The sequence below is a fragment of the Methylobacter tundripaludum SV96 genome (assembly GCF_000190755.2).
Taxonomy (GTDB): domain Bacteria; phylum Pseudomonadota; class Gammaproteobacteria; order Methylococcales; family Methylomonadaceae; genus Methylobacter_A; species Methylobacter_A tundripaludum.
Genome location: NZ_JH109152.1, coordinates 268,613 through 293,696 on the forward strand (window position 1 = coordinate 268,613; position 25,084 = coordinate 293,696).

General features: G+C 51.0%; 19 protein-coding genes. 11 read left to right on the forward strand and 8 right to left on the reverse strand.

What is annotated here, in order from left to right:
- The first annotated feature begins 385 nt into the window (after nt 1-385).
- The 3 genes from METTU_RS01280 to METTU_RS01290 all read left to right on the forward strand — a co-directional run bounded on the left by METTU_RS01280 (nt 386) and on the right by METTU_RS01290 (nt 4,054).
- A complete protein-coding gene (locus METTU_RS01280; protein WP_006889484.1) occupies nt 386-991 on the forward strand; it encodes an isochorismatase family protein in 606 nt (201 codons plus the stop codon).
- A complete protein-coding gene (locus METTU_RS01285; protein WP_006889485.1) occupies nt 991-2,322 on the forward strand; it encodes a nicotinate phosphoribosyltransferase in 1,332 nt (443 codons plus the stop codon). The genes METTU_RS01280 and METTU_RS01285 overlap by 1 nt, the downstream gene beginning before the upstream one ends.
- 694 nt (nt 2,323-3,016) lie before the next feature.
- Nucleotides 3,017-4,054 (forward strand): permease, encoded by a 1,038-nt coding sequence (locus tag METTU_RS01290; protein ID WP_040579823.1) that lies wholly within the window; start codon nt 3,017-3,019, stop codon nt 4,052-4,054.
- A 268-nt stretch (nt 4,055-4,322) separates the two neighbouring features.
- Here the strand turns inward: METTU_RS01290 and METTU_RS01295 are convergent, their stop codons facing one another.
- Nucleotides 4,323-6,911, reverse strand: a complete 2,589-nt coding sequence (locus tag METTU_RS01295) for an HD domain-containing protein (protein ID WP_006889487.1) — start codon at nt 6,909-6,911, stop codon at nt 4,323-4,325.
- Nucleotides 6,912-7,218: 307 nt separating this feature from the next.
- Here METTU_RS01295 and METTU_RS01300 point away from each other — a divergent pair, with 307 nt between their 5' ends.
- Together METTU_RS01300 and METTU_RS01305 are read left to right on the forward strand one after the other, a co-directional pair.
- Nucleotides 7,219-8,094 (forward strand): tyrosine-type recombinase/integrase, encoded by an 876-nt coding sequence (locus METTU_RS01300; RefSeq protein WP_006889488.1) that lies wholly within the window; start codon nt 7,219-7,221, stop codon nt 8,092-8,094.
- Between the two features lie 9 nt (nt 8,095-8,103).
- Entirely contained in the window at nt 8,104-9,303 is a 1,200-nt protein-coding gene (locus tag METTU_RS01305; protein ID WP_006889489.1) for an IS91 family transposase, read from the forward strand.
- Between the two features lie 696 nt (nt 9,304-9,999).
- Here METTU_RS01305 and METTU_RS01310 read toward each other — a convergent pair.
- Together METTU_RS01310 and METTU_RS01315 are read right to left on the reverse strand one after the other, a co-directional pair.
- Nucleotides 10,000-10,761, reverse strand: a complete 762-nt coding sequence (locus METTU_RS01310; RefSeq protein WP_006889491.1) for an ABC transporter permease — start codon at nt 10,759-10,761, stop codon at nt 10,000-10,002.
- Nucleotides 10,758-11,717 carry an ABC transporter ATP-binding protein gene (locus METTU_RS01315; RefSeq protein WP_006889492.1) on the reverse strand — a complete coding sequence of 320 codons (960 nt, stop codon included), beginning with the start codon at nt 11,715-11,717 and terminating at the stop codon, nt 10,758-10,760. Before METTU_RS01315 ends, METTU_RS01310 begins: the two co-directional genes overlap by 4 nt.
- Before the next feature lie 561 nt (nt 11,718-12,278).
- On the opposite strand from METTU_RS01315, the gene METTU_RS01320 reads away from it, so the two are divergent.
- Both METTU_RS01320 and METTU_RS01325 read left to right on the forward strand, forming a co-directional pair.
- Nucleotides 12,279-12,974, forward strand: coding sequence for a type 1 glutamine amidotransferase domain-containing protein (locus METTU_RS01320; RefSeq protein WP_006889493.1), 696 nt, complete (start codon nt 12,279-12,281; stop codon nt 12,972-12,974).
- Nucleotides 12,975-13,150: 176 nt separating this feature from the next.
- On the forward strand, nt 13,151-13,810 hold the full coding sequence (locus METTU_RS01325) for a peroxiredoxin (protein ID WP_006889494.1): 660 nt from the start codon (nt 13,151-13,153) through the stop codon (nt 13,808-13,810).
- A gap of 217 nt (nt 13,811-14,027) precedes the next feature.
- Here the strand turns inward: METTU_RS01325 and METTU_RS01330 are convergent, their stop codons facing one another.
- From METTU_RS01330 to METTU_RS01350, 5 genes are all read right to left on the reverse strand, one after another.
- Complete coding sequence (locus METTU_RS01330; protein WP_006889495.1) at nt 14,028-14,624, reverse strand: DUF1579 domain-containing protein; 597 nt, start codon at nt 14,622-14,624, stop codon at nt 14,028-14,030.
- A gap of 31 nt (nt 14,625-14,655) precedes the next feature.
- Nucleotides 14,656-14,871 carry a transposase gene (locus METTU_RS01335; RefSeq protein ID WP_006889496.1) on the reverse strand — a complete coding sequence of 72 codons (216 nt, stop codon included), beginning with the start codon at nt 14,869-14,871 and terminating at the stop codon, nt 14,656-14,658.
- 535 nt (nt 14,872-15,406) lie between these two features.
- The gene (locus METTU_RS01340) at nt 15,407-16,141 is read right to left on the reverse strand and encodes a phosphoadenylyl-sulfate reductase (RefSeq protein WP_006889497.1); all 735 of its coding nucleotides are present in this window, start codon (nt 16,139-16,141) and stop codon (nt 15,407-15,409) included.
- Nucleotides 16,142-16,648: 507 nt separating this feature from the next.
- Complete coding sequence (locus METTU_RS01345; protein ID WP_006889499.1) at nt 16,649-18,586, reverse strand: aconitate hydratase; 1,938 nt, start codon at nt 18,584-18,586, stop codon at nt 16,649-16,651.
- Between the two features lie 209 nt (nt 18,587-18,795).
- Nucleotides 18,796-19,995, reverse strand: a complete 1,200-nt coding sequence (locus METTU_RS01350; RefSeq protein WP_006889500.1) for an NAD-dependent formate dehydrogenase — start codon at nt 19,993-19,995, stop codon at nt 18,796-18,798.
- Between the two features lie 104 nt (nt 19,996-20,099).
- Here METTU_RS01350 and METTU_RS23915 point away from each other — a divergent pair, with 104 nt between their 5' ends.
- From METTU_RS23915 to METTU_RS01370, 4 genes are all read left to right on the forward strand, one after another.
- Complete coding sequence (locus tag METTU_RS23915; RefSeq protein WP_006889501.1) at nt 20,100-20,333, forward strand: hypothetical protein; 234 nt, start codon at nt 20,100-20,102, stop codon at nt 20,331-20,333.
- Nucleotides 20,334-20,565: 232 nt separating this feature from the next.
- The gene (locus METTU_RS01360; RefSeq protein WP_006889502.1) at nt 20,566-22,830 is read left to right on the forward strand and encodes a DUF255 domain-containing protein; all 2,265 of its coding nucleotides are present in this window, start codon (nt 20,566-20,568) and stop codon (nt 22,828-22,830) included.
- A gap of 122 nt (nt 22,831-22,952) precedes the next feature.
- The gene (locus METTU_RS01365) at nt 22,953-23,282 is read left to right on the forward strand and encodes a cupin domain-containing protein (RefSeq protein ID WP_006889503.1); all 330 of its coding nucleotides are present in this window, start codon (nt 22,953-22,955) and stop codon (nt 23,280-23,282) included.
- A 416-nt stretch (nt 23,283-23,698) separates the two neighbouring features.
- Entirely contained in the window at nt 23,699-24,856 is a 1,158-nt protein-coding gene (locus tag METTU_RS01370; protein ID WP_006889504.1) for a CapA family protein, read from the forward strand.
- Nucleotides 24,857-25,084: the final 228 nt, after the last annotated feature.

Consider the following 25,084-nt stretch of genomic DNA (forward strand, 5'->3'; position numbering starts at 1 on the left):
CAGCAAGATTGGCTGTTCCCTGCCTAGAGACATCCTTCGTAGGCGCGCACGGCACGGCCTACCCACGGAAGATAAATCCGCCTGATCCGTGTCTGTTTCTCCATGAACTTGACCGTTACAGCTTAGAAAAAACAAAGCCTTTGTACAATATGCAGAAATACCTAGGGGCATTGGCAATGGAATCGTCAACTCGCAAGCTAACAGCTGATATAGGTAGCGATACGGATTTTATTGATTGTATTCACATGTTATAAATTTTCAGATGCGGGTATATCGGCATTAAATTATCCGTAGCAGGAAACATTTCAATTGTTCTCGCCGATAGTCACCGGGGTGGTGGGGACTAGCCTTTGATGCCCAATCCACAGTGTGAGACGTGCCGCCTATGACTAACAAACGAAAAAGCATTGATCAAATCGAGTTAGGCAAAGGCGATGCCTTATTAATCAGCGATATCCAAAATGATTTTCTGCCCGGCGGCAGTCTGGCTGTGCAGGAGGGGGAACGGATCATACCCGTCTTGAACGGCTATATCGATCGATTCAGCAATCGTCAATTGCCTGTCTTTGCAACCCGCGACTGGCATCCGGCCAACCATTGCTCGTTTATCCGGCAAGGCGGTCCTTGGCCGGAACACTGCATCGCCGGTTCTAAAGGAGCAGAATTCGCAGCCGATTTGCATCTTCCTGTCTCTGTTTACATCATTTCCAAAGGCACGGATGTCGAACGGGAAGGCTATTCAAGTTTCTCAAACCGGACCTTCAAGGCGCAACTGGATAATGCGGGTATCCGCCGTTTGTTCATCGGCGGACTGGCTACCGATTATTGCGTTTTAAATACGGTGCGCGATGCACTGAACTTCCATTTCAAAGTATTTTTATTGATAGATGCGATACGCGCCGTTAATGTTCAGAAGCAAGATGGCGAAAACGCAATCAACGAAATGATTGAAAAGGGTGCGATACCTATTACCTTGAGCATGATCGGATAATGCCTGACAGCGCCTTGCTTACCGACCTTTACCAGCTAACCATGTTGCAGGGCTATTACGAACAGAACATGGAAGAGCTTGCCGTATTCGAGTTTTTTGTCAGGAAACTGCCTGAAACCCGGGGCTATTTGGTCGCGGCAGGTCTGGCCCAGGTTTTGATTTATCTGGAGCAATTGCGATTTTCTTCGGATGAGATTGAATGGCTGGCCAGTACCGGGCAATTCAAGCTGTCCATGCTTGATCGACTGAAGACATTAAAGTTTACCGGCGACGTCCATGCGATGCCTGAAGGTACGGTATTTTTCCCGAACGAACCGATATTGCGCATCACCGCGCCGCTGCCCGAAGCACAATTGGTTGAAAGCAGGATCATCAATCTATTGCATTTCCAGACCTTGATCGCCTCTAAAGCCGCGCGCTCGGTATTGATTGCGCCGGATAAGCTGCTGGTCGATTTCGGCATGCGCCGGGCGCACGGCAGCGAAGCCGCGCTGTTGGCAGCTCGGGCAAGTTATCTCGCGGGTTTCACGGGTTCAGCGACGGTGGCTGCCGGGATGCATTTTGGCATTCCCATTTTCGGCACGATGGCGCATTCTTTTATCCAAGCATACAGTTCAGAGAGCCAAGCCTTTGCCGATTTTGCCAAGGCCAATCCCGATAATGTCGTGTTTTTGGTCGACACCTACGATACCGAAGCCGGTGCGCAAAAAGTAGTCGATCTGGCGGCCGCATTGCATGCGCAAGGTATAAAAATCAAAGGTGTTCGCATAGACAGCGGCGATTTGGCCGATCATGCCCGGAAAGTCAGGACAATTCTTGACCGCGGCGGCCTTAACGATGCAACCCTCTTTGCCAGCGGCAATATCGATGAACATAAACTTGCAGAATTGATCGCTGAGCAAGCCCCGATTGACGGCTTCGGCATCGGTACGCGGTTGGATACCTCAGCCGATGCCCCTTATCTCGACTGCGCCTATAAATTGCAGGAATATGCCGGAATTGCCCGGCGCAAGCGTTCGGAAGGCAAAGCGACCTGGCCCGGACGCAAACAGGTTTATCGTAACTATGATAACGGCATTATATCCGGCGATACCGTAACCGTTGACAATGCGCCTTGCGCAGGCCAACCGTTACTGCAACTGGTTATGCAAGGCGGAAAGACTGTAGTAGGGCAGCCTACGCTTGTCGAGGCCAGGGAATATGCTCGATGCCAATTGAATAGTTTGCCAATGTCATTGCGCCAATTGAGTAATACCCTGGAATACCCGGTAATCATTTCTGCCGAACTGCAAGTGCTGGCGAAAACAGTGGATGAACGAAACACAGGCTGAAAGCCCTTATGGTGTTTTGATGTCAGGCTCAAAATATTTGCTGATGTTACGCACAGATAGTTTTTGTCCTGTTTGTCGCGCTGCATGGATGTAGTGCGTAGGATGCACTCAACTCGCGGCGCAGCGCGCCTTTAACTGCATTCCTACGCAGCGCGTGGGAATGAGAAAAAACGAAGAAAACCGGCCGTTGGTAGGAACCCAATCCCGTATGCCGCGCCGAGTACCGGAGCTTTCACCGGGAACAGCCCGAAGGGGCGCTGCAAGGATGCAGCGCGTTGCCAGAGGGCCAGGGATGGCCCTTCTGGCAACCCCCGGTGAAAGCGAGGAACGCAGGAAGCAAGCGGCAACCGGGTCGCCTTTTCTTTGGTTACTTTCTTTTGGCGAAGCAAAAGAAAGTAACTCGCCTTCGGGTGCGAGAACCCGATTCAAATAACCGTCGCGCTAGCGACACCTTAACGTTAAATCAGTATAAATTCGACTAACTGCTTAACATCAGATATTTGCTCGGATTGGACCTGATACTGACGGTATCAGTTCGGCCAGAAAAGAGACAGTCGCGACCAGCAGCTACCGGGCAACGAAATAACTGTTTCAATTCGCCGTTTCCGTGCGTTCAGCCAATAGCTTATAATTTCGAGCCATGATCATAATTGCGAACACTGCCTTTAAGCGAAGGATTTCCATGCAAGTCAGAATGAACGAAAAACGCCTATTTCCTTTTGCCGGTACGATGATTTTTACCCTCGTGGCCATTGTCGGATTCGCCTATGTTAAGTGGATGCCCTATTACGCTAAGGCCTTCCTCGCCCAGAGTCATCATTTCATAGGCGATTCGATTCTTTCGGGGAATTCCGTCTCTGCTCCGCCTGTATCATGGAACTCGGCTGTGGACTACGCCATAGCCTATAGCAAAGCAATCTGGAAGGCGCTTCTTCTAGGACTGATTCTGGGTTCCGGCATCAAGGTGCTTCTGCCGACTCAGTGGGTGAGCGCGGCGCTTGGTAGGCTAGGCTTCAAGAGCGTCGCACTAGGTAGCCTTTTTGCCATTCCCTGCATGATGTGTACCTGTTGCGCAGCCCCCGTGGCTGCCGGCATGCGCCAAAGCCGCGCATCGGTTGGTAGTGTAGTGTCCTGGTGGATATCAAACCCGGTGCTGAATCCTGCGACTCTGATATTCATGGGGTTCGTGCTGGGGTGGGGGTGGACTCTGTTCAGGGTTGTGTTAGGCATTGCAATGGTGTTTGGGGTTGCTTATTTAGCAGAGCGTTATGGCGACCAGCGTGAAGCTGTTTCGCTCGAACAGGGTTTACCGCCTGAGGCTGAGGCCTTAAAAGGCAACATTCTGACACTCTGGGGCCGGGAATTCATGGCCCTCGCGATCAAACTCTTACCCGAGTATCTTATTCTCGTACTTCTGCTTGGAGCCGCACGGGCTTGGCTTTTCCCGGTGCTTGGCGCTCATGATGGGATATTCTGGATCGTTGCAATGGCGGTAGCCGGTACACTGTTCGTGATACCCACTGCTGGAGAGGTACCCATTGTGCAGGCAATGCTCGCTTTGGGGTTGGGCGCGGGCCCTGCTGGGGCGCTCATTATGACGCTGCCGGCTGTTAGCCTGCCTTCGCTGGCCATGCTCAGCCGCATCTTTAGTTTGCGGACCCGTCTCGTGATTGTGGTCGGCGTTGTGCTTTCAGGCATTGCCGGCGGACTTATAGCGATGATCGCATTTTAACGTGAAAGAACCCTCAGACTTAACAACGCAATTTCCGCGTGGCCGTCGTGGGTCGAGTGCCGAATGTCGCGAATAGCAGCAATGTGCCATGAGCGGCCAGTCGATCTTAATTTTTGAATGACCGGTTTAACACCTTTAGGGGCCGTAGTCAGCTATAGTAAGAAACTAACTATAGCTCTTACCGAATACATCTAGGTGTATAATGGCCTATGTTATTCAATATGTTAGAATTTTAGCTCTGTACATAGAGAAAAAGACATCCATTTATTTATGAGGCAGTTAACCGCCACTTGTAAAGTGGTGTTCCAAAAATGGTTCTACCGACAGGCTGCCCATGATCGATGGAAATACAACAACCATTGGCCTCCACGTAATCAGAGACACATTTCAGGAATGTGTATTCTGGCTCATTAGCTGGACTGTCTCTTCTAAGTACATAAAATGTCCCAGAGTTTTCCAATGGTATGAAAGTTGGACCTTCTTGATCGTAAGGAAGATTGTCGTAGTGACGACAATACTCCCACCCCCCCTCATGGGAGGCAAACAGATATATGCCTGTCCTTTTAAGGATGGCTAAAATCTCATCCATAGAGACAATTTGCACTTGGTGCTGTGCATTACCTATAGGAACCAAAAGTGAAGTATGGAAAATTCTGGTCGGATTTATTCCCATGTCGGAGAATGATCGGGTTGCCTTCTCAAGCTCCTCCTTCGGTGCGTTCTCTTTAATCAAAATGTCCATCTGCTCATTTGCCCAAACATCAAGCTCATCCGCCGTTGCCCGTGGTTTCGGACCTTGATCCCGTTTGGCGGACTGAGGATCGTAATCCATATAGCCTAAAAAATATGAATTTCTGCCACTCTCCAATCCGCCAATCGTCGTAACAGACAATGCAACATTATTTTGGAATGTCGAGTTAATTGCTGCATATCCAAGAATTTCCTTTCCACGTCTCACTGCACGTAGTCTTGTATCGTATTTTGAAATAATTTCTTCAGGCAGTGCTCCATGGACAACGTATCTAGAATAGTAAATATCTCTAAGCCACCGTCCCATATCGCCGGTCCTAGTTATCTCCGCAACCGAATGATGAATTGTGGATTCATTGTTATGGGATATGTTTACGTTCACATCCAGACCACAAACAAGGACTGAGATGTAACTGTTGAAATCTATAGGTATTTTATCTTGATGGCCTGTGATCCCGCCAACAGATATCGTCCCATTTTCATTGATCAGTCCATCTTCAAGAATTAAACTTACTCGTGTAGATTCCCTTGCGCCGAGACATGGAGTTGAACTAACCAATGTTGGGCGTAATGTTAGTCCCTTGGGAAATAGTAGACGGTTAACTGCGTCAAGCCCTGCATCATAACGACGGGCCGCTACTTCAACGCTTTTCGCGGCCATGAATACAGAAAAGAAACCAATTCCAAATCGCCCAGCTGATTGAAATTTTGAAGAGCGTAATCCTGGGAATTCATCTTGAACAATATTCCCTGACCAAAAGGAGCTCCCAAAATCTAATAGTGCGCCAGTGAGTACGCCCATAGACATACCAACCCCATCATCGATAATATCAATTTTCCAGTTGCCATTAAATTGACTCAGGCGGACTGAGATTTCGCCAACATACCCTTCATCAATAAATCGACGTGCGACTACAGCATCTCGACTATTCTGAAGCATCTCCCGAATAACTATTTTTAACTTATCGCAACCCGCACCATATAATTGTTCGCCCCCAAGACGTTCGATCAGTCGTTGCATGTCGCTAACATGGACAGACACAGAGCATGGCATCCATCCAGTTACGCGTATGTGTTTAGACGCATTAGCAGGATTATCGACACCTTCAACATGCTGCATTTTAAATAGTGGCGATTTGCTGCTAGTGCCGAGTCTAGAGCTAAGTAATTGGTTTGAGTTTTGAAGTTCCCGCTGAACGAGACAAATCGCGTCATAAGCAACCCACCACGCATCAGCTTCATCGATTGGAAAGGCCGAACAAGATGTGAAAAGCAAAGTGCGGTTTTCTGGGTCGGAATGGGATGGCCCTACTTGCGATAAACGATTTTGTGCTTGCCAATGCTGAAGCGAAACACCGTGTCGGCGTACAAGTGCGTACAAAAAATCCGGCGCCCGACGACTATCGATATGGGCAGCATCTGCACATCTAAGCAAGCAGGCTATTTTTATTGGGTCTACCACCCAAGAAGACGGGAAGTTTCCTGGGGCATTTAGCTGACCCGGAAGAGATGTAAGAAGTTTTTCAATGTCCCAGTGATGGCTTGAAGCTATGAGTCCAATTATCTCTCCAAAATTGCTTCTAAGGTTGGTGTCATCTATAAGAAAAATATCGTGATCGTTTGGCGTTTTCCAGCCAATTTTAGCGAGATCAGCGGCCCGCGCACTATGAAAACGTCGGATCGTCACAAAATCCGCAGCTTTCAAGCATTCATCATTTTCAGCATCTGGGTATTTTTTCAATTCCGTAGCATAGGCATCTTGCCAATATACGTTCTCCCGAATTCCCTTCAGTCCATTTTCATATGCTTCAAAGCATAGCGCCGCATCATGCAGCAATACTGCGCCTCCGAAAACAAATGCCTCCAATGGATTAAGCGGATAGTCATCTCCAGCAATAAGATCAGCAACGCCCCAAAGTGCATCCAGATGAGAGATATCATGAATGGTAAGTTCTGGCAAATCGGATGAAATCCTTGATACCAATTGGGATGCGCGTTCTCGGAAAGTACAGAAACTCGTTTTTAGGCGTTCATATTCTCGAACATTTTCACTGTTCTGTGCACCCAGCGAGCGTTTCCAAAGCCCTGTGTTTTCAATTTCTTTCATTCTTCCATCCCTTGGTGCGGCCAAACTTGACAATATTTCATGCTACCAGCTTTTCCTTCTGTTGAGGGCCGTAGGCTGGGTTTCATTATCATTCAACTCAGGCACGTCTACAAGCCTAACGTCGGCTTATTTTCCATTTTTGGTCATTGGAAAAATTAAATCGATTGTCGTTTTTGTGTCGAAGGACTAAACCGCTCACGCGGTATTGAGGCTGCGATCATAAGCCTGGGGGTGGTTGAAAGAGCGTGACATTTTCCTATGTTAAGGAATGAGGCAATCCGCCTTGTTTCAAGATAGGAGCAGTGTCATGACTTCGACAAGTAAACCCATTACCCCGTTGCGCCAACGCATGATTGACGACATGCGGATGCGCAAACTTTCCCCCAAAACCCAGGCCAGTTATATCCGTGTTGTGAAACGATTCGCGGGTTTCCTGGGACGTTCGCCTGATACAGCCAGCGTCGAAGATTTACGCCGTTATCAATTGCACTTGGTTGATCACGGTATTTCGCCGATTTCATTGAATGCGACCCTCACCGGGCTCAAGTTTCTCTTTGAAACGACGCTAGACCGCCCTGAGTTGTTGACTAAGATGCACCCGGTGCATGTACCTCACAAACTGCCGGTGGTATTGAGTCGTGAAGAGGTGGCTCGCCTGATCGCCGCCGTTGACAATCTCAAGCACCAGACAGCGTTATCGGTGGCTTACGGCGCCGGCTTACGTGCCAGCGAGGTGGTGTCGCTGAAGGTCGGTGATATCGACAGCCAGCGTATGACGCTGCGCATCGAACAGGGTAAAGGCAGCAAGGATCGTTATGCCATGCTGTCGCCGGTGCTGTTGGAACGGTTGCGCGCCTGGTGGAAGTTTGCCCATGCACAAGGCAAAATGCTCCAAGGTGGCTGGCTATTTCCTGGCTTGGACCCCATCGATCCACTCAGCACCCGTCAACTCAACCGGGCCATCCATGCCGCTGCAGAGGCGGCGCGGATTGACAAGCGGGTATCGATGCATACGCTTAGGCACAGTTTCGCCACTCACTTGCTGGAACAGAAGGTGGATATTCGGGTGATCCAGGTGCTACTTGGCCACAAGAAGCTGGAAACCACGGCGCTGTATGCCCAGGTGGCCACCGATATCCTGCGTGAGGTGGTCAGTCCACTGGAGACCTTGCAACCGGTGTAGACTAAGGTCATGGTGCGTCCCGCACTGGAGGTGGCGGAGATTTTCCGCGCCCACGGACCCGCTTGGCGACAAGCTCAACAGACCCACTTAAGTCTGGGGCAACTGAAAGTCATGTCCGCCATCGAACAGTGTCGTACCTCGACCTTGGGTGGGCATGTGTTGCACTGTCCTGCCTGTAAGCATGACGAAATCGCCTACAACTCTTGCCGTAACCGGCACTGCCCAAAATGCCAGGCCAGTGCGGCTAAACGGTGGCTCGAAGCCCGGCAGGCCGATCTGTTACCGGTGGACTATTACCATGTGGTATTCACCTTGCCCGCGCCGATCAGCGCCATCGCCTACACCAACAAGGCGGTGATCTATGGCCTGCTGTTTGAGGTCGCCGCCGAGACGCTGCGCACCATCGCCGCAGACCCTAAACATCTGGGCGCACGGATCGGAGCCACCTTGATTCTGCATACCTGGGGCTCGGCGTTAACTCATCATCCGCATGTGCACGGCATCGTTCCCGGCGGCGGCTTATCCGTAGACGGCAAGCGATGGGTGGCTTGCAAACCGGGCTTCTTTTTATCGGTACGCGTGCTGTCACGGCTGTTTCGACGGCGTTTTCTGGAAGAACTCAGCAAAGCGCAGGCGGCAGGACAATTGCAGTTCTTCGGTGAGCATGCCCATCTGGCTGACGCCTCGGCCTTTGCTGATTGGCTCGTGCCACTTAAAAAGTGCGAATGGGTGGTCTACGCCAAACGCCCGTTTGCAGGGCCTTCGGCGGTATTGGCTTATCTGTCGCGTTATACCCACCGGGTGGCAATCGCCAACTCACGCCTGATTGCCCTGGACGAGCGCGGCGTCACGTTCCGCTGGAAAGACTACCGAGCCAAGGGCAAGACGCGGCATAAAACCATGACGCTCACTACCGACGAGTTTATCCGCCGCTTCCTGTTGCATGTGTTGCCCAGTGGCTTCCATCGCATTCGTCATTATGGCTTGCTCGCCAATTGCGGCCGCCGTGAACAGCTTGCGCAGGTACGTAAACTACTGCAGGTTATGCCGACCGACAGTGAACTCAACGGTGGGGATACCGATGCGGTAGGACAATCGGCCCAGCCGACTTTCACCTGTCCCGACTGCGGTGCGGCCATGATCATCGTCGAAATCTTAGCGCGCAAACAGCCGATTCGAGCACCACCTTGGCAACGAGGTACGGCATGAAAACAAGAGTCTGCCAAACTCCACATCACCAGTTACTGTTTCATCGGCGGTTAGAGCCGATACGGGAAGGCTTGGCCTGGTGGCGTAAAATCCCTATTTTTTGCTCGCCACCGCCACGAAAAATCAGGCGCATAGACTGTGAGATGGACCTACTGGGCTATATCGGGCCTCGGCTGACCAACATGAGAGCCAGGTTAACCCGTACAGCCACCTGTTAAATCTCCATAGTCCATCCCCTGTTCTAGTCCACTGCTGCGTAGCCCGCGGTTTCCTCCCTCGAGGCTTGTCCGACGCCTGCCCACCCAGTTCTGTCGCGTCTTGCAGTCTTGCGCAGGAGGGCAGGCATCTGACAACCCTTAACAAACTCGGTCTTTCACGAATGACGCAGTCCGGCCATGTGCGGTCGGTCACCGTAGCCGGGCCTATAACCGCATTCGCACGGAAAGTGGACGTAGCTATAAAAACTGGACGATGACAGCCAGAGGTAGATTAACCAGCTCTCGATAACAGTCTGTAAACATAATCCCTAAGACCTGCAAGCATCTTTTTTCGGCCCGAATTAGCTGCAAATATCCGAAGCCATCGATCCGAATTAATTGCCAAAGGGATCTTCCCCCTCAGGGTCGGGGCATTGATTTATAATCGCTCAGCTTTATATAGGGTATCTGTTGAGATATTAAGCCCATATTCGACGCCTCAGTTTCTAATCTTGTACCCAGTCTTAAACACCCACCCTACAAAAGTCAGGCAGATGATAAGAAAACCAAACGTCATGCCAATACTCATGCCGATGTGCACATCGGCGACACCGTAGAAGCACCAGCGAAAGCCGCTGATCAAATAGACCATTGGATTGAACAGGGTGATCTTCTGCCACAATGGAGGCAACATAGTGATCGAATAGAACGCGCCGCCCAAGAATGTGAGCGGGGTGACGATCAACATCGGAACCACCTGTAGTTTCTGAAAATTATCGGCCCATAGGCCGATAATGAAGCCAAACAGGCTGAAGGTAACGGCAGTGAGCAAAAGAAAGGCGATCATCCATAAGGGGTGGGCGATCTGGTAGGGCACGAAAATGCGGGCGGTGCCCAGAATGAGCAGCCCCAACATCACCGATTTGGTCGCCGCCGCCCCCACATAACCAATGAGTATCTCGACCCATGAAACCGGTGCTGATAGCAGCTCATATATAGTGCCCGCCCACTTGGGCATGTAAATACCGAAAGAAGCATTGGATATGCTTTCGTTCAGTAGATTCAGCATGACCAGTCCTGGGATGATGAAGGCGCCATAACTGATGTCGTCAATGTTGCCCATACGCGAACCGATGGCTTTGCCAAATACGATGAAGTATAGCGAGGTGGTCAGTATCGGTGCGGCGATGCTTTCCCACAGAGTACGAAAGGTGCGTGCCATTTCAAAGTGGTAAATGGCGCGAATGCCATAGATGTTCATTCCAGTGCCTCCTTGGGCTGATGCACCAGACTGACGAAGATGTCCTCCAGTGAACTCTCGCTGGAGCGTAAGTCTTTGAATTCGATATTGTGCTCACCTAGCGTGCGCAATAACTCGGCAATACCGGTTTCTTCTTTTTGGCTGTCGAAGCTATAAACCAGGGTGTGTCCATCGTCGGAGAGCGCTAATGGCCAAACGCTTAGCTCGGCCGGGATGCTGGTCATGGGCTGCCGCAAAGTCAGCATGAGCTGCTTTTTGCCAAGCTTGCGCATCAATACATCTTTGTCTTCAACAACGATCAGTTCACCTTGGCTGATGACGCCGATCCGGTCTGCCATGTCTTCGGCTTCTTCAATATAATGTGTGGTCAGAATGATGGTGGTACCCTGCTCACGTAGTTCGCGCACCATGCGCCACATATCGTGTCGTAACTCCACATCCACGCCGGCACTCGGCTCATCGAGGAACAATATCGTCGGCTCATGCGCGAGGGCTTTGGCAATCAGCACGCGACGTTTCATGCCCCCCGATAAGGTCATGATTTTTGCGTCGCGTTTGTCCCATAGGGACAGATCGCGCAGCACTTTTTCCAGGTAGGTTGCGTTGGGTGCCTTACCGAACAGCCCCCGGCTGAATTTGATCGTGGCCCAGACCGACTCAAACGAGTCCGTATAGAGTTCCTGCGGCACCAACCCGATGCTGGCCCGCGCCGCGCGGTAGTCTCGCACGATGTCGTGACCGCCGGCGATGATGGTTCCAGAGCTAGCCTTGACGATGCCGCAGATGATGCTGATCAGTGTCGTCTTGCCCGCACCATTGGGTCCGAGCAAGGCGAATATCTCACCGCGTTTTATCTCCAGGTTGATTTTTTTGAGCGCTTGGAAACCACCGGCATACGTCTTGTTAACGTCGCGCACGAAGATGATGGGAACGGAATTTTCGGCGGATATGGGCATTGTCTTTATGAATGATAGGCTAGGTGTAAGGATTCTTTCACAGTGCAAGTGATTGTATAAATAATTGTTTATCTTGAGCAATCATGGCTAAATCTGCCGTTTCTCCGGCAGTAGTCTAAGAGTCCGGAGCTTAAATGTAATCTGATGGTTGGGTGAGTTTAAACAAACAACAGTAAAGTCTCATAGACGTGTAGTTTAATCAATTTCAAGAGCCTATATTTAATAATAGGCTTTCGAATACCAAAGCAATTAATTCATCGAGTTAGTGTCATACGTTTCTATACATATTGTGTTTTTAGTTTGAAGTGTTATGGTTTTATTTACGGTTGAAATGGAATAGTGCTTTTAAACTCCAGATGACACTCAGCAACCAATTGCGGACATGCGGTTTACATTCTGCATTATCCGCAAACTATTTTTATCCACATTGAAGTGTTAACGCCGCTCGTCGCGCCGACTGATAAGGAGGCACGCCCCTACTTTCATCCAATAGACTGTCTCCACGCTTCTGGCTTAATCGCAGCCGTAGTTTCCTAATCGATTGAACAAAGGAGGAACACAATGAAAATTCTGATGGTACTGACGTCTCATGACACGCTTGGGAATACAGGGAGGAAGACGGGGTTCTGGCTGGAAGAGTTCTGCGCCCCTTATTACACGTTTATTGATGCGGGTGCTAGCGTTACGGTCGCTTCCCCCAAAGGCGGTGAACCGCCGCTCGACCCCAAGAGCGACACACCCGAAGGGCAGACCGACCTTACAAGCCGATTTAAGAACGATCCTAAAACGCAGGCCGTACTAGCTGGCACGACGAAACTATCCGACGTGAAGGCGCAGGATTACGACGCGATCTTTTATCCGGGCGGTCACGGTCCGATGTGGGACCTGGCTGAAGATCCAATCTCGAATACCTTGATCGAAACCTTTTACAACGCAGGCAAACCCGTCGCGGCGGTCTGTCATGGTCCTGCCGTATTGCACCACGCAATGTTTAACGGCGAACCGATAGTGAAGGGGAAACGCGTCACAGGCTTTACAAATTCAGAAGAAGAGGCCGTTCACCTCACTGAGATAGTGCCGTTTCTGGTCGAGGACGAACTCAAGCGTCTAGGCGGCCACTTCGAAAAGGCCGCCGACTGGCAGAGTTTCGCGATCGTCGATGGCCACCTGATCACCGGGCAGAACCCGGCGTCTTCAACAGCGGCGGCCCAGGAACTCATCAAGCTGCTGACGTCGACTCTGGTAGGCGTAAGTTGACCCGCCGATCTTCCGCAAAGGCAAATTCGACTTTTGGCTTATTCGCTAACCTATGAATAATTATATAATTTTTGGGCTGGCGTGTAATATCCGATAGTATGCAGCTTCTTATTAATGACGCGCATACGTTTCTTAGTATTTTTTTCAGTTCCCGTACAGCACAAAGGAGAATAAAAATGGCATTAAGAATAAATGATGAAGCACCTGATTTCACAGCCACCACAACGCATGGAATCATTAATTTTCATGAATGGATTGGTAATGGATGGGCTATCTTATTTTCTCATCCCAAGGACTTTACGCCGGTGTGTACCACTGAGCTGGGCTATATGGCAAAGCTAGAGCCTGAATTCACGAAACGAAACTGTAAAATTATTGGTTTAAGCGTTGATCCAGTGGATAACCACTCTAGATGGGTAAAAGATATCGAAGAAACACAAGGCTGTGCTGTTAATTATCCGATGATCGGCGATACTGATTTGGCAGTGGCGAAGCTTTATAATATGTTGCCTGCTGATGAGGCAGGTTCGTCAGAAGGCCGAACAGCAGCTACAAATGCAACGGTTCGCTCCGTTTTTATCATTGGTCCAGACAAAAAAATTAAACTGATGCTTACCTACCCTATGACAACGGGGCGTAACTTTGACGAAATTCTGCGGGTTTTAGATTCAATGCAGCTAACGGCTAAGTACAAAGTCGCTACACCAGTTAATTGGAAAAACGGTGAAGATGTCATTATTGTCCCATCAGTATCCGATGAGGAAGCAAAAGGAATGTTTAAAGAAGGTTGGAAAACACTAAAGCCATATCTGCGTTTGGTTAAGCAACCGCACTAGCAGGTTATTCCAGCGGTCAGCCTCTGGTGTCTCCTGGAGATGCTACGTTAACTTGTAAATTCTGCCATTTATATGGTTAAAAACGTATAACATTAGACATTTCGATACGGACTGTCTAATGTTTTCAGTGCGTAGGTCGGGCAACAGCTTTTCGTTGCCCGACATTTTGGTGTGTGAATGTGTCGGGCATAAACAGCTTGCTCGACCTACGTGACTCTTACTTCGGCGTGTACGTCATCTCCATCATCTTCCATTCCTTGCCGCCGGGGTGAGTCCCGTACATGTCGAACGTCTGGGTATTGCTATCCACGATCTTCCAGATAGCGCGATGCTTCATGTATCCACCGCCCGGTTCGGCGTGCTGGCCCTTCAAGGTGATGGTCTTGCCGTCTGTGCTCGCAGTGCCTTCCATCGTGAAGATCCCGGTACCCATGGTAGACATCCAGCTCGTCACATACCGCTTGAGCAAGTTGTCATAGGCTGTAATCTCGATCCCGGAGAATGGCTGCCCCATCATTTGACCGGTCAATTCCTGCTGAAGAAAGCGCCCGTCCAGCAGTATCTTCATTTCCGCGGAGCCGGTCGATTCCACTGGTGGCTTGTTGGGCTCCATCCATTCCTTGGTTTTAGTTGTCCAGCTTCCCGCAAGGCTTGCCAATTGCTTGTGCTGCTCGCCCGGCGCGGCCAGCTTGGTGTAGACCTCCATCATCGCTTGCGGGTCCATTGGTTTCTCCGCCTTCTTGCCCTTCGCCATGGCGACGGGTGCCGCCAACATGATACAGAGACTCATGAGAGTGAGTTGTAAGTAACGCATGGTTTTCTCCTTTCAAAGTGTAGTTAGAAAGTCATAGGTAAACTAGGCCCATCGTGTGGGGCGCCGCCCGCCCCTGATAGTGTGGTATACGCACCAAGCCGATGGGTGGCGACGTTAAGGAAGCGCTTGGCGATATAGCCAAATGATCGGCCTCTTGCTGCTGGCTGTAACCTTTTTCAAGCACCAACTTGGCAGCATCCTGTTTGAATTCCAGACTATATTTAGGCCGATTGTATTTTTTACTCATGGACCTCTATGGGCAGTATAAATTCTGCCTTTAGAGGTATCCGGCTTCATTAAACCATTTCAAACTGAATATGCAATACGGATGAACACCTACATGCACTAAGAGAAGTAGGCTGCATTTGTGTTCCAAATCCTGTTCGCATTTTTTAATAAATGGCGTAAAGATAACCGATCTCTCAATAACCTTTTTGGCCGTTTGTCGCCAGGATTCCGTTTTGATATACCCATACGAAACGCCGCCATCAAGGCAAATTCAGTGTATCAATAGGGTTTTATTTAGGTTTATGAGCCATTCTTGCTTTGTGGTAGCCCCTAATTTACAGGCATCCCAAGTATCAATAAAGTCATCAGATCAGTGGTCCGCTGAATCAGGCAGACCGTTCAACCCGATGAAAGTCAGCTTTCGTCGCACTACAGACGATCAAGATGCCTACTCAACAGGCAGCTTAGGGTCGAACTGAGACAGCTAATGTCTGAAACAGTTGAGACTAATTTTGGCAATTGTCGGATCAAGTCTGGAGTTTTACAAAGCAGTATCAGGAAGTACCGTTATCTTTTACATTTCCGGCATGCAGGCCGCATTCTTTTTGGGCTCCCGCTTCCCACCACCAGCGTCCGGCTCTTTCATGTTCATGAGGCAAAATAGCGCGGGTGCAGGGTTCGCAGCCTATGCTGGTAAAGCCTTTTTCATGCAGTTCGTTATAAGGGATCTGATAGGCTTCAATATAATCCCAGACTTGCGTCAGGCTCCAATTGACTAGCGGATTGAATTTAATCAATGGATGTCCGGCGGTGGAAAATTCGCTGTCTATTTGCACTTCAGGAATAGACTGCCGGGTATCCGGGCTTTGATCTTTGCGTTGGCCGGTAATCCAGGCATCTAACTGAGGCAGTTTGCGTTTTAATGACTCAACTTTACGGATGCCGCAACATTCGTGATGGCCGTCCACATAAAAGCTAAACAGGCCTTTCTTTTTTACCAGGTTATCGAGCAAGTCCTTGTCCGGCGATAATATTTCAATGTCTATCCGGTAATGTTTTCTGACTTTTTCTATGAAACGGTAGGTTTCGGGATGTAAGCGCCCGGTATCCAAACAAAAAACCTGGATGTCTTTGCTGAGTTTGACAGCCATATCGATCAGCGCCACATCTTCCGCACCGCTGAAAGCAATGGCAATGTTGTCGAATAGCTCAAGCGCTTTTTTAAGTATGATGCGCGGGTTTTTATGGGTCAGGTCAGTTTGTAATTGCTGGATATTGAAGGTTTCCATAATATTCCTGTCCAAAGGGGAGGGCTTATGCAGAGCGCCGCTGCTATCGGTCTGACATTGAGGATGCAGTTGTCGTTAGCTGAAACATTAGCCTGTTCCTTAGCTCTCAAGGCGCGCACTCATCGTTATACCCAAATGCCCAAGAGACACTCGTTCCCACGGAGCCCGTGGGAACGAGAGCGAAAAGGGAAGGGCTTATGCAGAGCGCCGCTGCTATCGGTCTGACATTGAGGGTGCAGTTGTTAGCTGAAATATCTTTTGCTAATCAGGCCCTTTTTTGCTTAACCAGATTGATTAGGTGTAGGCCGGAATAAGGCCATCCAAGCGCGTAGCGCGAGGTGGCGTTTCCGGCGAATTTGGATAGTGTTTGCCGGAAACGCCAGTTCTCGCTGTCGCTCGAACCGGCTTATTCCGGCCTACATGGCTCTTTGTAACTATTCAGCGCGAAGCACAGCATCCCTCTCCTACTGGAGAGGGAGCAAGCGCGATTTTCGATTTGCTGAGTAGTTACGACGCTTTTTGCTTAACCAAATTGATCAGGCTACCCGCCAACACCATTTCTACCTGGTATTGCGTCATCCGATGCTCGGTTTCATAGGTCTCGTTCTTGGTCAGGTTGATCACCTTGACGCTATTTCCCTGACGAATGGCAGTGCGCACATCGGGAATTGATAGCCGGTCGCCTTGGGCGATCTTGTTCCAATCATCCGGATTGGCAAATATCAACGGCAAAATGCCGAAGTTGCTTAGATTCTGCAAATGTATTCTGGCAAAGCTTTTTGCGATGACAGCCTTGACTCCCAGATAGCGGGGGCCTAAGGCTGCGTGCTCGCGGCTTGAACCCTGCCCGTAATTGCTGCCGCCAACAACGAACGATCCCTGTTTTTGATAGCTCATAGCTCTTTCGGAGTACGTCTCGTCGATCGGGCTGAAAACAAACCGGCTGATTGCCGGGATATTACTGCGAAAAGGCAGCACCTTGGCTCCGGCAGGCAAAATTTCATCCGTGGAAATATCATCCTCCACCTTCAATAGCACCGGCCCTTCGAGTATATCGGGCAGAGGCTCTAACTGGGGCAGCGGTTTGATATTGGGGCCTTTCTCCAAGTCATACAGTTCGCCTTCCGGTGCGGGGGGGACCAGCATCTCGATATTGAGGAGTACGGTCTCAGGCTCCATGAAACGGGGATACTCCATGCCCAGCGTACGCGGATCGGTAATCACGCCGGTCAGGGCCGAGGCGGCGGCGGTTTCCGGGCTGCACAAATACACCAGATCTTCCTTGGTGCCCGAGCGGCCAGGAAAATTCCGGGGAACGGTGCGCAGGCTAATGCGGCCCGTAGCCGGAGCCTGTCCCATGCCGATACAGCCGCCGCAACCGGCTTGGTGGAGGCGCGCGCCCGCATGGATCAGCTTTCCCAGTATGCCGGTTGCCGTCATGTTCTCCAATATCTGCCGGGACGTGGGGTTGACGTCGAATGAAACGCGGTCGTGCGCCTGTTTGCCGTCGACGATCATGGCTGTGATGGCAAAGTCCCGCAGCCCAGGATTGGCGGATGATCCGATATAGGATTGGTAGATTTCCCGGCCCGCCACCTCGCGCACCGGCACCACGTTACCCGGACTGCTGGGCAGCGCGATCAGAGGCTCCAGCTCCGACAGGTTGATTTCCTCGTATTCGTCGTATTCCGCATCCGGGTCTGCGAGAATTTCCCGAAAGGCTTGCTCGCGCCCCTGGCTTTTGAGGAACGCCATGACCGCATCGTCCGATGGAAAAACCGACGTGGTGGCGCCCAGTTCGGCGCCCATGTTGGCGATCACATGCCGGTCCATGGCGGTCAGGGATTTCAATCCGGGACCGTAATATTCGACGATCTTGCCAACCCCGCCGTCCACGTCGTGCCTGCGCAGCATTTCCAAAATTACATCTTTGGCGCTCACCCAGTCGGGCATTTCCCCGACCAGTTTGACGCCCCATGTTTTCGGCATTTTCAGGTAAAACGGTTCCCCCGCCATCGCCATCGCCACCTCCAGGCCGCCCGCACCGATTGCCAGCATTCCCAATGAACCGGCCGCGCAGGTATGGCTATCCGAGCCTAACAAGGTTTTTCCCGGCACGCCGAAGCGCTCCATATGCACGGGATGACTCACGCCGTTACCGGGGCGGCTATACCAAAGGCCGAACTTCTTACACGCACTACGCAAAAACAGATGGTCGTCGGCGTTTTTAAAGTCTTCCTGCAGCAGGTTGTGATCTACATACTGGACGGAAAGTTCGGTTCGTATGCGCGGAAGGCCAATCGCTTCAAATTCCAGCATGACCAGCGTGCCCGTTGCATCCTGGGTGAGCGTTTGATCGATTTTTAAGCCGATCTCTTCACCGCATACCATGCGGCCTTCGACCAAGTGACTTTCGATCAGCTTCTGAGTTACGTTTTTACCCATGGCTTTGTACTCCCGCATAGCATCAGGTATTTTAATAGCAATTCTTTTCCTGACCAGATTTTAACTGCATTTCATAGTCTACGGGTGATACATAGCCATTGGCAGAATGAAGGTGCTCGCGGTTATAAAATATCGTTTGTCGTCCTCTGTCTTATCCGAAAACCAGGAGGCGTCACAATCGATACATCCTGCTTACTAAGGCACAGCCACTATTGCTTGAACTTCGCAGCTTCTTCGGAGCCGCCGGTGGCATCGCCTTCACTGTAGGAATGGGCGCCGACACCTGCCAATTTACCTGCATCGACTACCAGGTACTCGTTGCGGATCGGCCGACCTTCGAACCAGCATTCCAGCACCTCTCTGACGCCGGCGGCATAGCGGGCCTGCGCGGACAGGCTGGTACCGGAAATATGCGGGGTCATGCCGTGATGAGGCATGCTCCGCCATGGGTGATCTTTCGGCGCCGGTTGCGGAAACCAGACATCGCCCGCATAACCCGACAGCTGGCCGCTTTCCAATGCATGGGCAATAGCGTCGCGGTCGCAGATCTTACCGCGGGCGGTGTTGATGATGTAAGCGCCGCGTTTCATCTTGGCCAGCATAGCCTCATCGAACATGTGTTCGGTTTCCGGGTGTAATGGGCAATTGATCGTCACCACATCGCAAACCCGCACCATCGATTCAACATTGGGGTGCCAAGTCAGGTTCAATTCCTGCTCGACGGCAGTCGGTAGGCGGTGGCGATCGGTGTAATGCAGTTTGACATCGAACGGTTTCAAGCGGCGCAGCACCCCCAGACCGATGCGTCCTGCGGCGACGGTGCCGACTTCCATGCCTTCCAGGTCGTAGGAGCGCGCCACGCAGTCGGCGATGTTCCAACCGCCTTTTACGACCCACTGGTAGGATGGAATGTAGTTGCGCACCAGGCTTAGAATCATCATCACCACATGTTCGGCAACGCTGATGCTGTTGCAGTAGGTGATTTCGGCGACGGTGATATTGTTTTCCATCGCCGCCTGTAAGTCGACATGGTCGGAACCGATGCCAGCGGTCAGCGCCAGTTTCAATTTCGGCGCTTTGGCGATGCGTTCCGCGGTCAGATAGGCTGGCCAAAACGGCTGGGAGATGACGATTTCGGCATCGTGCAATTCCTGATCCAAGCGCGAGTTTTCACCGTCTTTGTCGGAAGTCACCACCAGCGTATGGCCCAGACTTTCCAGATAGCGACGCAAACCCAATTCGCCGGAAACACTGCCCAGCATTTGACCGGGGATGAAGTCGATGGCTTTGGGGGTCGGAGTAGTTTGGCCGTCGGGATAAACTTTGATTTCCGGTATCGCGTCGCGGGCATAGGATTTTGGATAGCCGTCAATCGGATCGTCGTAAAGTACGCAAACAATTTTGGTCATTTTTTCTACCTCAATGATGATTTTCCCTAAGGAATCGCTGATTTAATCCTGCGACAAGCTCAGGATGAACGGTGACGTATGGAAATACAGGCTAGATAAAAAAAATGGTTTATACAATATGTAGGTATACCTATTTGGTTTATTCGCTGGAACGGAATAACAAGGATGTGATTGTCGCTCAGGAGTCTGTCGAGCGTGAGATCGCCGTCCGCATCGTCCATTCGCAAGTTCAGTTAAATAGCCTATGTTTTTATCATGTCCAAACCGGCCTGTTGTACTCTCAGTCACAATCAAGCAACGGCCATGACTTAGCGATAAAGAAACCGATGTTTGTATAAGTAGTGATACGAATATTATTGATTTTATTCAGGAGTTATAAACTCCCTGACGAGGTTCTACTTAAGTTTTTATGGGTGAGCCTTTAGCAGTGTCCGTAGCTATCTTTGAACCTGCCGGAAAAACAATGTCTCCGCTAGCGAAGCGTTTGGCGACAAGCTACCTGAGTTATTCTATGAGTCCCATGAGAATCTTTAATCTTGGAAAATACACCGGCTTTAATTTGGAGGGATTTTGACTTTTTCTCTTTCGACACATGCTTCTGCAAACAGGCTTATTGATTCGAGCAGCCCGTATCTGCTCCAACACGCGCATAACCCGGTTGACTGGTATCCGTGGGGCGAGGAAGCGTTTGCCAAGGCGCGGAAGGAAAACAAGCCGATTCTGCTCTCCATCGGCTATTCCACCTGTTATTGGTGCCATGTGATGGAACGTGAGATCTTTGAGAATCCGGAGATCGCCAAGTTGATGAACGAGTCTATCGTCAGCATCAAGATCGACCGGGAGCAGCGGCCGGACGTGGATGATCTTTACATGACGGCCACCCAGATGATGACGCACAGCGGCGGCTGGCCGAACAACGTATTCGTCACGCCCGATCTCAAGCCGTTTTACGCCGGCACCTATTTCCCGCCGGCGGCCTTTTCGTCGCTCATTCAGCAGATCCACTACATATGGATGCAGGATCAGGTACCCCTTAAAGCGCAGGCCGAGCGGCTGGCTAGCGCCATCATCCGGATCAAACAGCAGGAAAACAATGCCCAAAGCAGCTCGCTTCCCGGCAGCCGGCTGGTGGAGGCGCTGATCAGCCATTTCAGCGATTATTACGACAACCGGCTGGGCGGGTTTTACCAAGCTCCGAAGTTTCCCAATGAGGACGCGCTGCTGTTCCTGCTTGAGGCCTACCGCCTGACCAGTAACAATACGTGCCTGGAGATGGCGCGCGGCACGCTGGAAAAAATGGCAGAGGGCGGGATACACGACCATGTCGGCGGCGGGTTCCATCGCTACGCCACCGATGCGCAGTGGCGTATCCCGCATTTCGAGAAGATGCTCTACAATCAGGCGCTGCTGGGGCGTGCCTACACGGAGCTTTACGCGCTTTCCAATAAGCCAGATGACCGTGTCGTCGCCGAAGGTATTTTCGACTTTACGCTGCGGCAGATGACGCACAAGGACGGTGGCTTCTACTCTGCGCTTGATGCCGAGACCGACGCCGTGGAAGGCGCTTATTACGCATGGACGGATGCGGAACTGCAAGATGCCCTGGATACGGATTCCTACGCATGGCTGATGAAACATTACGGACTGGCAGAGATACCCAAGATTCCCGGACACAAGCATGTGGACGGCAGGGTGCTGTATCTGATTCAGCCGCTTTCGGAGAGTGCGACGGCGGAAGGACTGTCTTACGAGGATGCGGTTAAGAAACAGCAGGCCGTGATGACCTCGCTACGGGAATCGCGGGACAAGCGCAAATTACCGCATCTCGACAACAAAATCATCACGTCCTGGAACGGGCTGATGATCGACGCGTTCGCCCGCGCTGGACTATGTATGAGGAAGCTGGAATATACCGAAGCCTCCCGCCGTGCAGCCGATTTCATTCTGGCTAATTTGCGGAAACAAGACGGGTCGCTGTATCGCACATGGCGGGACGGCCAGGCCGAAATCTCAGCCTATTTTGAGGATTATGCCTTCATGATTCAGGGGCTGGTGTCCATCTATCGCGCGGCCAAAGATAACAGATACCTGCAAGCAGCGAAGGAACTGGCGGCGAAGGCCAAGCAGCTGTTTTGGGACGAGAAACATGGCGGGTATTACTTCACCGATGGCAGCGAGCTGTTGCTGGTGCGGATGAAAAACGCCGTGGACTCGGCCATTCCCTCCGGCAATGCGGTGATGGCTCAAGCCTTGCTCGATCTTTATGAAATCACCGGCGATGCCGAATGGAAACAGCAGGCCGAAGCGCTGCTTATTGCCTTCGGGCAGGCCATCACCGAGAACCCGAGAGCCTATACCCATATGGTACATGCGTTGCTTAGGCTGAATCATGTGGCACCGGCAGCGAAGGCCGCACAGCAACCGGATGAAGCGGTTACCCTGCGGGAGGCGATGGTAACCAAAACGTATGTGAAGGTCGGTGCGTCGGCACCCAAGCGCGAGGGCAATAGCCTCACTGTTACGGCGGTGCTGGACATTGCCCAGGGCTGGCATGTCAATGCCAATCCTGCGAGTTTCGATTTTTTGATTTCTACTTCTGTTGATGTGCGCGAGGACTCCGGCAAGGCAGAAGTGGAGCCTGCCTATCCCGATGCGCGCGCGATGACTACACCACTGGGTGACATCAATGTTTATGAAGGGAAAGTGAGTATTCCGGTGAAGGTGACGCTTCCGGGCAACGCAGAAAATCTCCGCCTGCTCGTCCGCGCCCAGGCCTGCAAGGATGCTACTTGCCTCGCGCCATCAGATTGGATCGTACCTGTAAAGTTAAAATAAAAAGAGACGGCTTCAGATTTAGTCGCAACTATTTATAAAGCAGTAAAACTGCACTACGACTCAATATTAAGCGAGTGCATCAATAGAGTTAAACTCATTTTTGAAAATGAAGGATGGTAACCATGGCAACACATCATGCGGCTCCCGGAGAAATTGTTGACCTTGCTAGTTGGGCAGATGATTTACCCAACGAAAAAACAAAGGCCATTATAAAAACCAATGACATAGAATTAGCGCGCCTTGTCATACCAAAAGGCAAAGAATATCCAAATCACAAGGTATCAGGGCCTATCGTCGTTCATTGCCTTCAAGGGAAGATTGAGTTTACTGCTATGGGGGCAACACAAGAATTACATTCCGGTCAATTACTCTATCTTGTAGCAGGAGAGCCACATTCGCTTAAAGGAGTGGAGGATTCTGTGATTCTTTTGACAATCCTTATTTCAAGCTGACTATTGGAAATGTTTTCCACGGCTCGCCTTTTCTTTGGTTACTTTCTTTTCGGCTGCATGGACAGATATTTGCTCCTGCAATATCCGCATTCACCACATCCCAGTGGATTATGCAGGAGGTAGAGCAATGCAGGAGCTATTGCCGAGGCGACGCAGGAGCAGTTGCCGAGGCGAAGCACAAGAAAGTAACTAGCCTTCGGGCGCGGCAACCCGGTTCAATCAAGTGTCGCGCTAGCGATTCCTTAATGTTAAAGCGGTCGAAATTCGACTAATTTGCGTAACATCAGTTACGTCATTAGTTTACAAACGTATGTTGCACGCTAATTTTATAAAGTAAGCTTCGTGTAAAGCTAAACTCAATCGCTTGTCCTGAAGGTCATAAAAACGTACCCAGCGTTCACTGCGGGAGACATGAAATGATTCCAGATCCAAGCCTTTCATCTCAGGCAACTTTCCGCAATACCCAAACGATTACGCTGTTTCTGGGCGGCGATGTGATGACCGGGCGGGGCATCGACCAAGTGCTGCCGTACCCCGGTAATCCGCGGATTTATGAACCTTATATGACTTCCGCCAAGGGCTATGTGAGGCTCGCGGAGGAAGTCAACGGCCCTATTTCGAAACCGATCGACTTTGCCTATATCTGGGGGGATGCGCTTGAAGAACTCCGGCGCACTAATCCCGACGCCCGCATCATTAACCTTGAGACGGCGGTGACGTCCAGCCCGGAATTTTGGGCGGGGAAGGGCATCAATTACCGGATGCAGCCGAAGAACATCCCCTGCATTACTGCGGCGAAGATCGATTGCTGTGTTCTGTCCAATAATCATGTCCTGGATTGGGGTTATGCCGGGCTGAAAGAGACTTTAACTACGTTGACAGGTGCGAACCTCAAGGCCGCGGGGGCGGGCCGAAACCTTTCAGAAGCCGAAGCGCCGGCGATTATCGAGGTGGCCGGGAAAGGACGCGTGCTGGTGTTCGGTTTCGGCGACGAAAGCAGCGGCATTCCGTGGTTGTGGGGCGCACGCAGAGACAGGCCGGGTGTGAATTTACTGCCGGATTTATCCGGCGACACGGTGCGCCGCATCGCCAAGCGGATATCGGGTCTTAAGCAAAAAGCCGATTGGGTGGTGGCCTCGATTCACTGGGGCGGAAACTGGGGTTACGAGGTTTTAAGCGCACAAAGGGAATTTGCGCACCGGTTGATAGATCAGGCCCTGGTGGACGTGGTGCACGGCCATTCATCGCACCATCCCAAGGGCGTCGAGGTGTACAAGGGCAAACCGATTCTGTTCGGTTGCGGCGATTTTCTGAACGACTACGAAGGCATTTCAGGATACGAGGAATTCCGGGGCGATTTGGCCTTGATGTATTTTGTGACCCTGGACTCAGCGACAGGAAAGCTGGCCAGCTTGATCATGACACCCCTGCAAATCAAACACTTCCGCTTGAATTACGCACACCCTGATGATGTTCATTGGCTGCAGCAAATCCTGGACAGGGAAAGCCGGTCGCTGGGCGCGAGAATCGAATGGGTCAATGAATACCATCTGGCTTTATCGGTCGGACGCTAAGGCAGAATGCGGGTGCTGATATAGGTAGTGGTACGAATATTGTTGATTTTATTCACATGTTATAAATTTTCAGACGCGGATATATCGGCATTAAATTAGCCGAAACAGGAAATATTTCATTTGTTCCCGCCAATAGCCACCAGAAGTGGGGCGGGTGCTATGTAGCTTATGGGGAGCTTTTCAACGGGTCGGGATGTGCCGAAGTGATTGCCCGGAAAGACGTGCAGC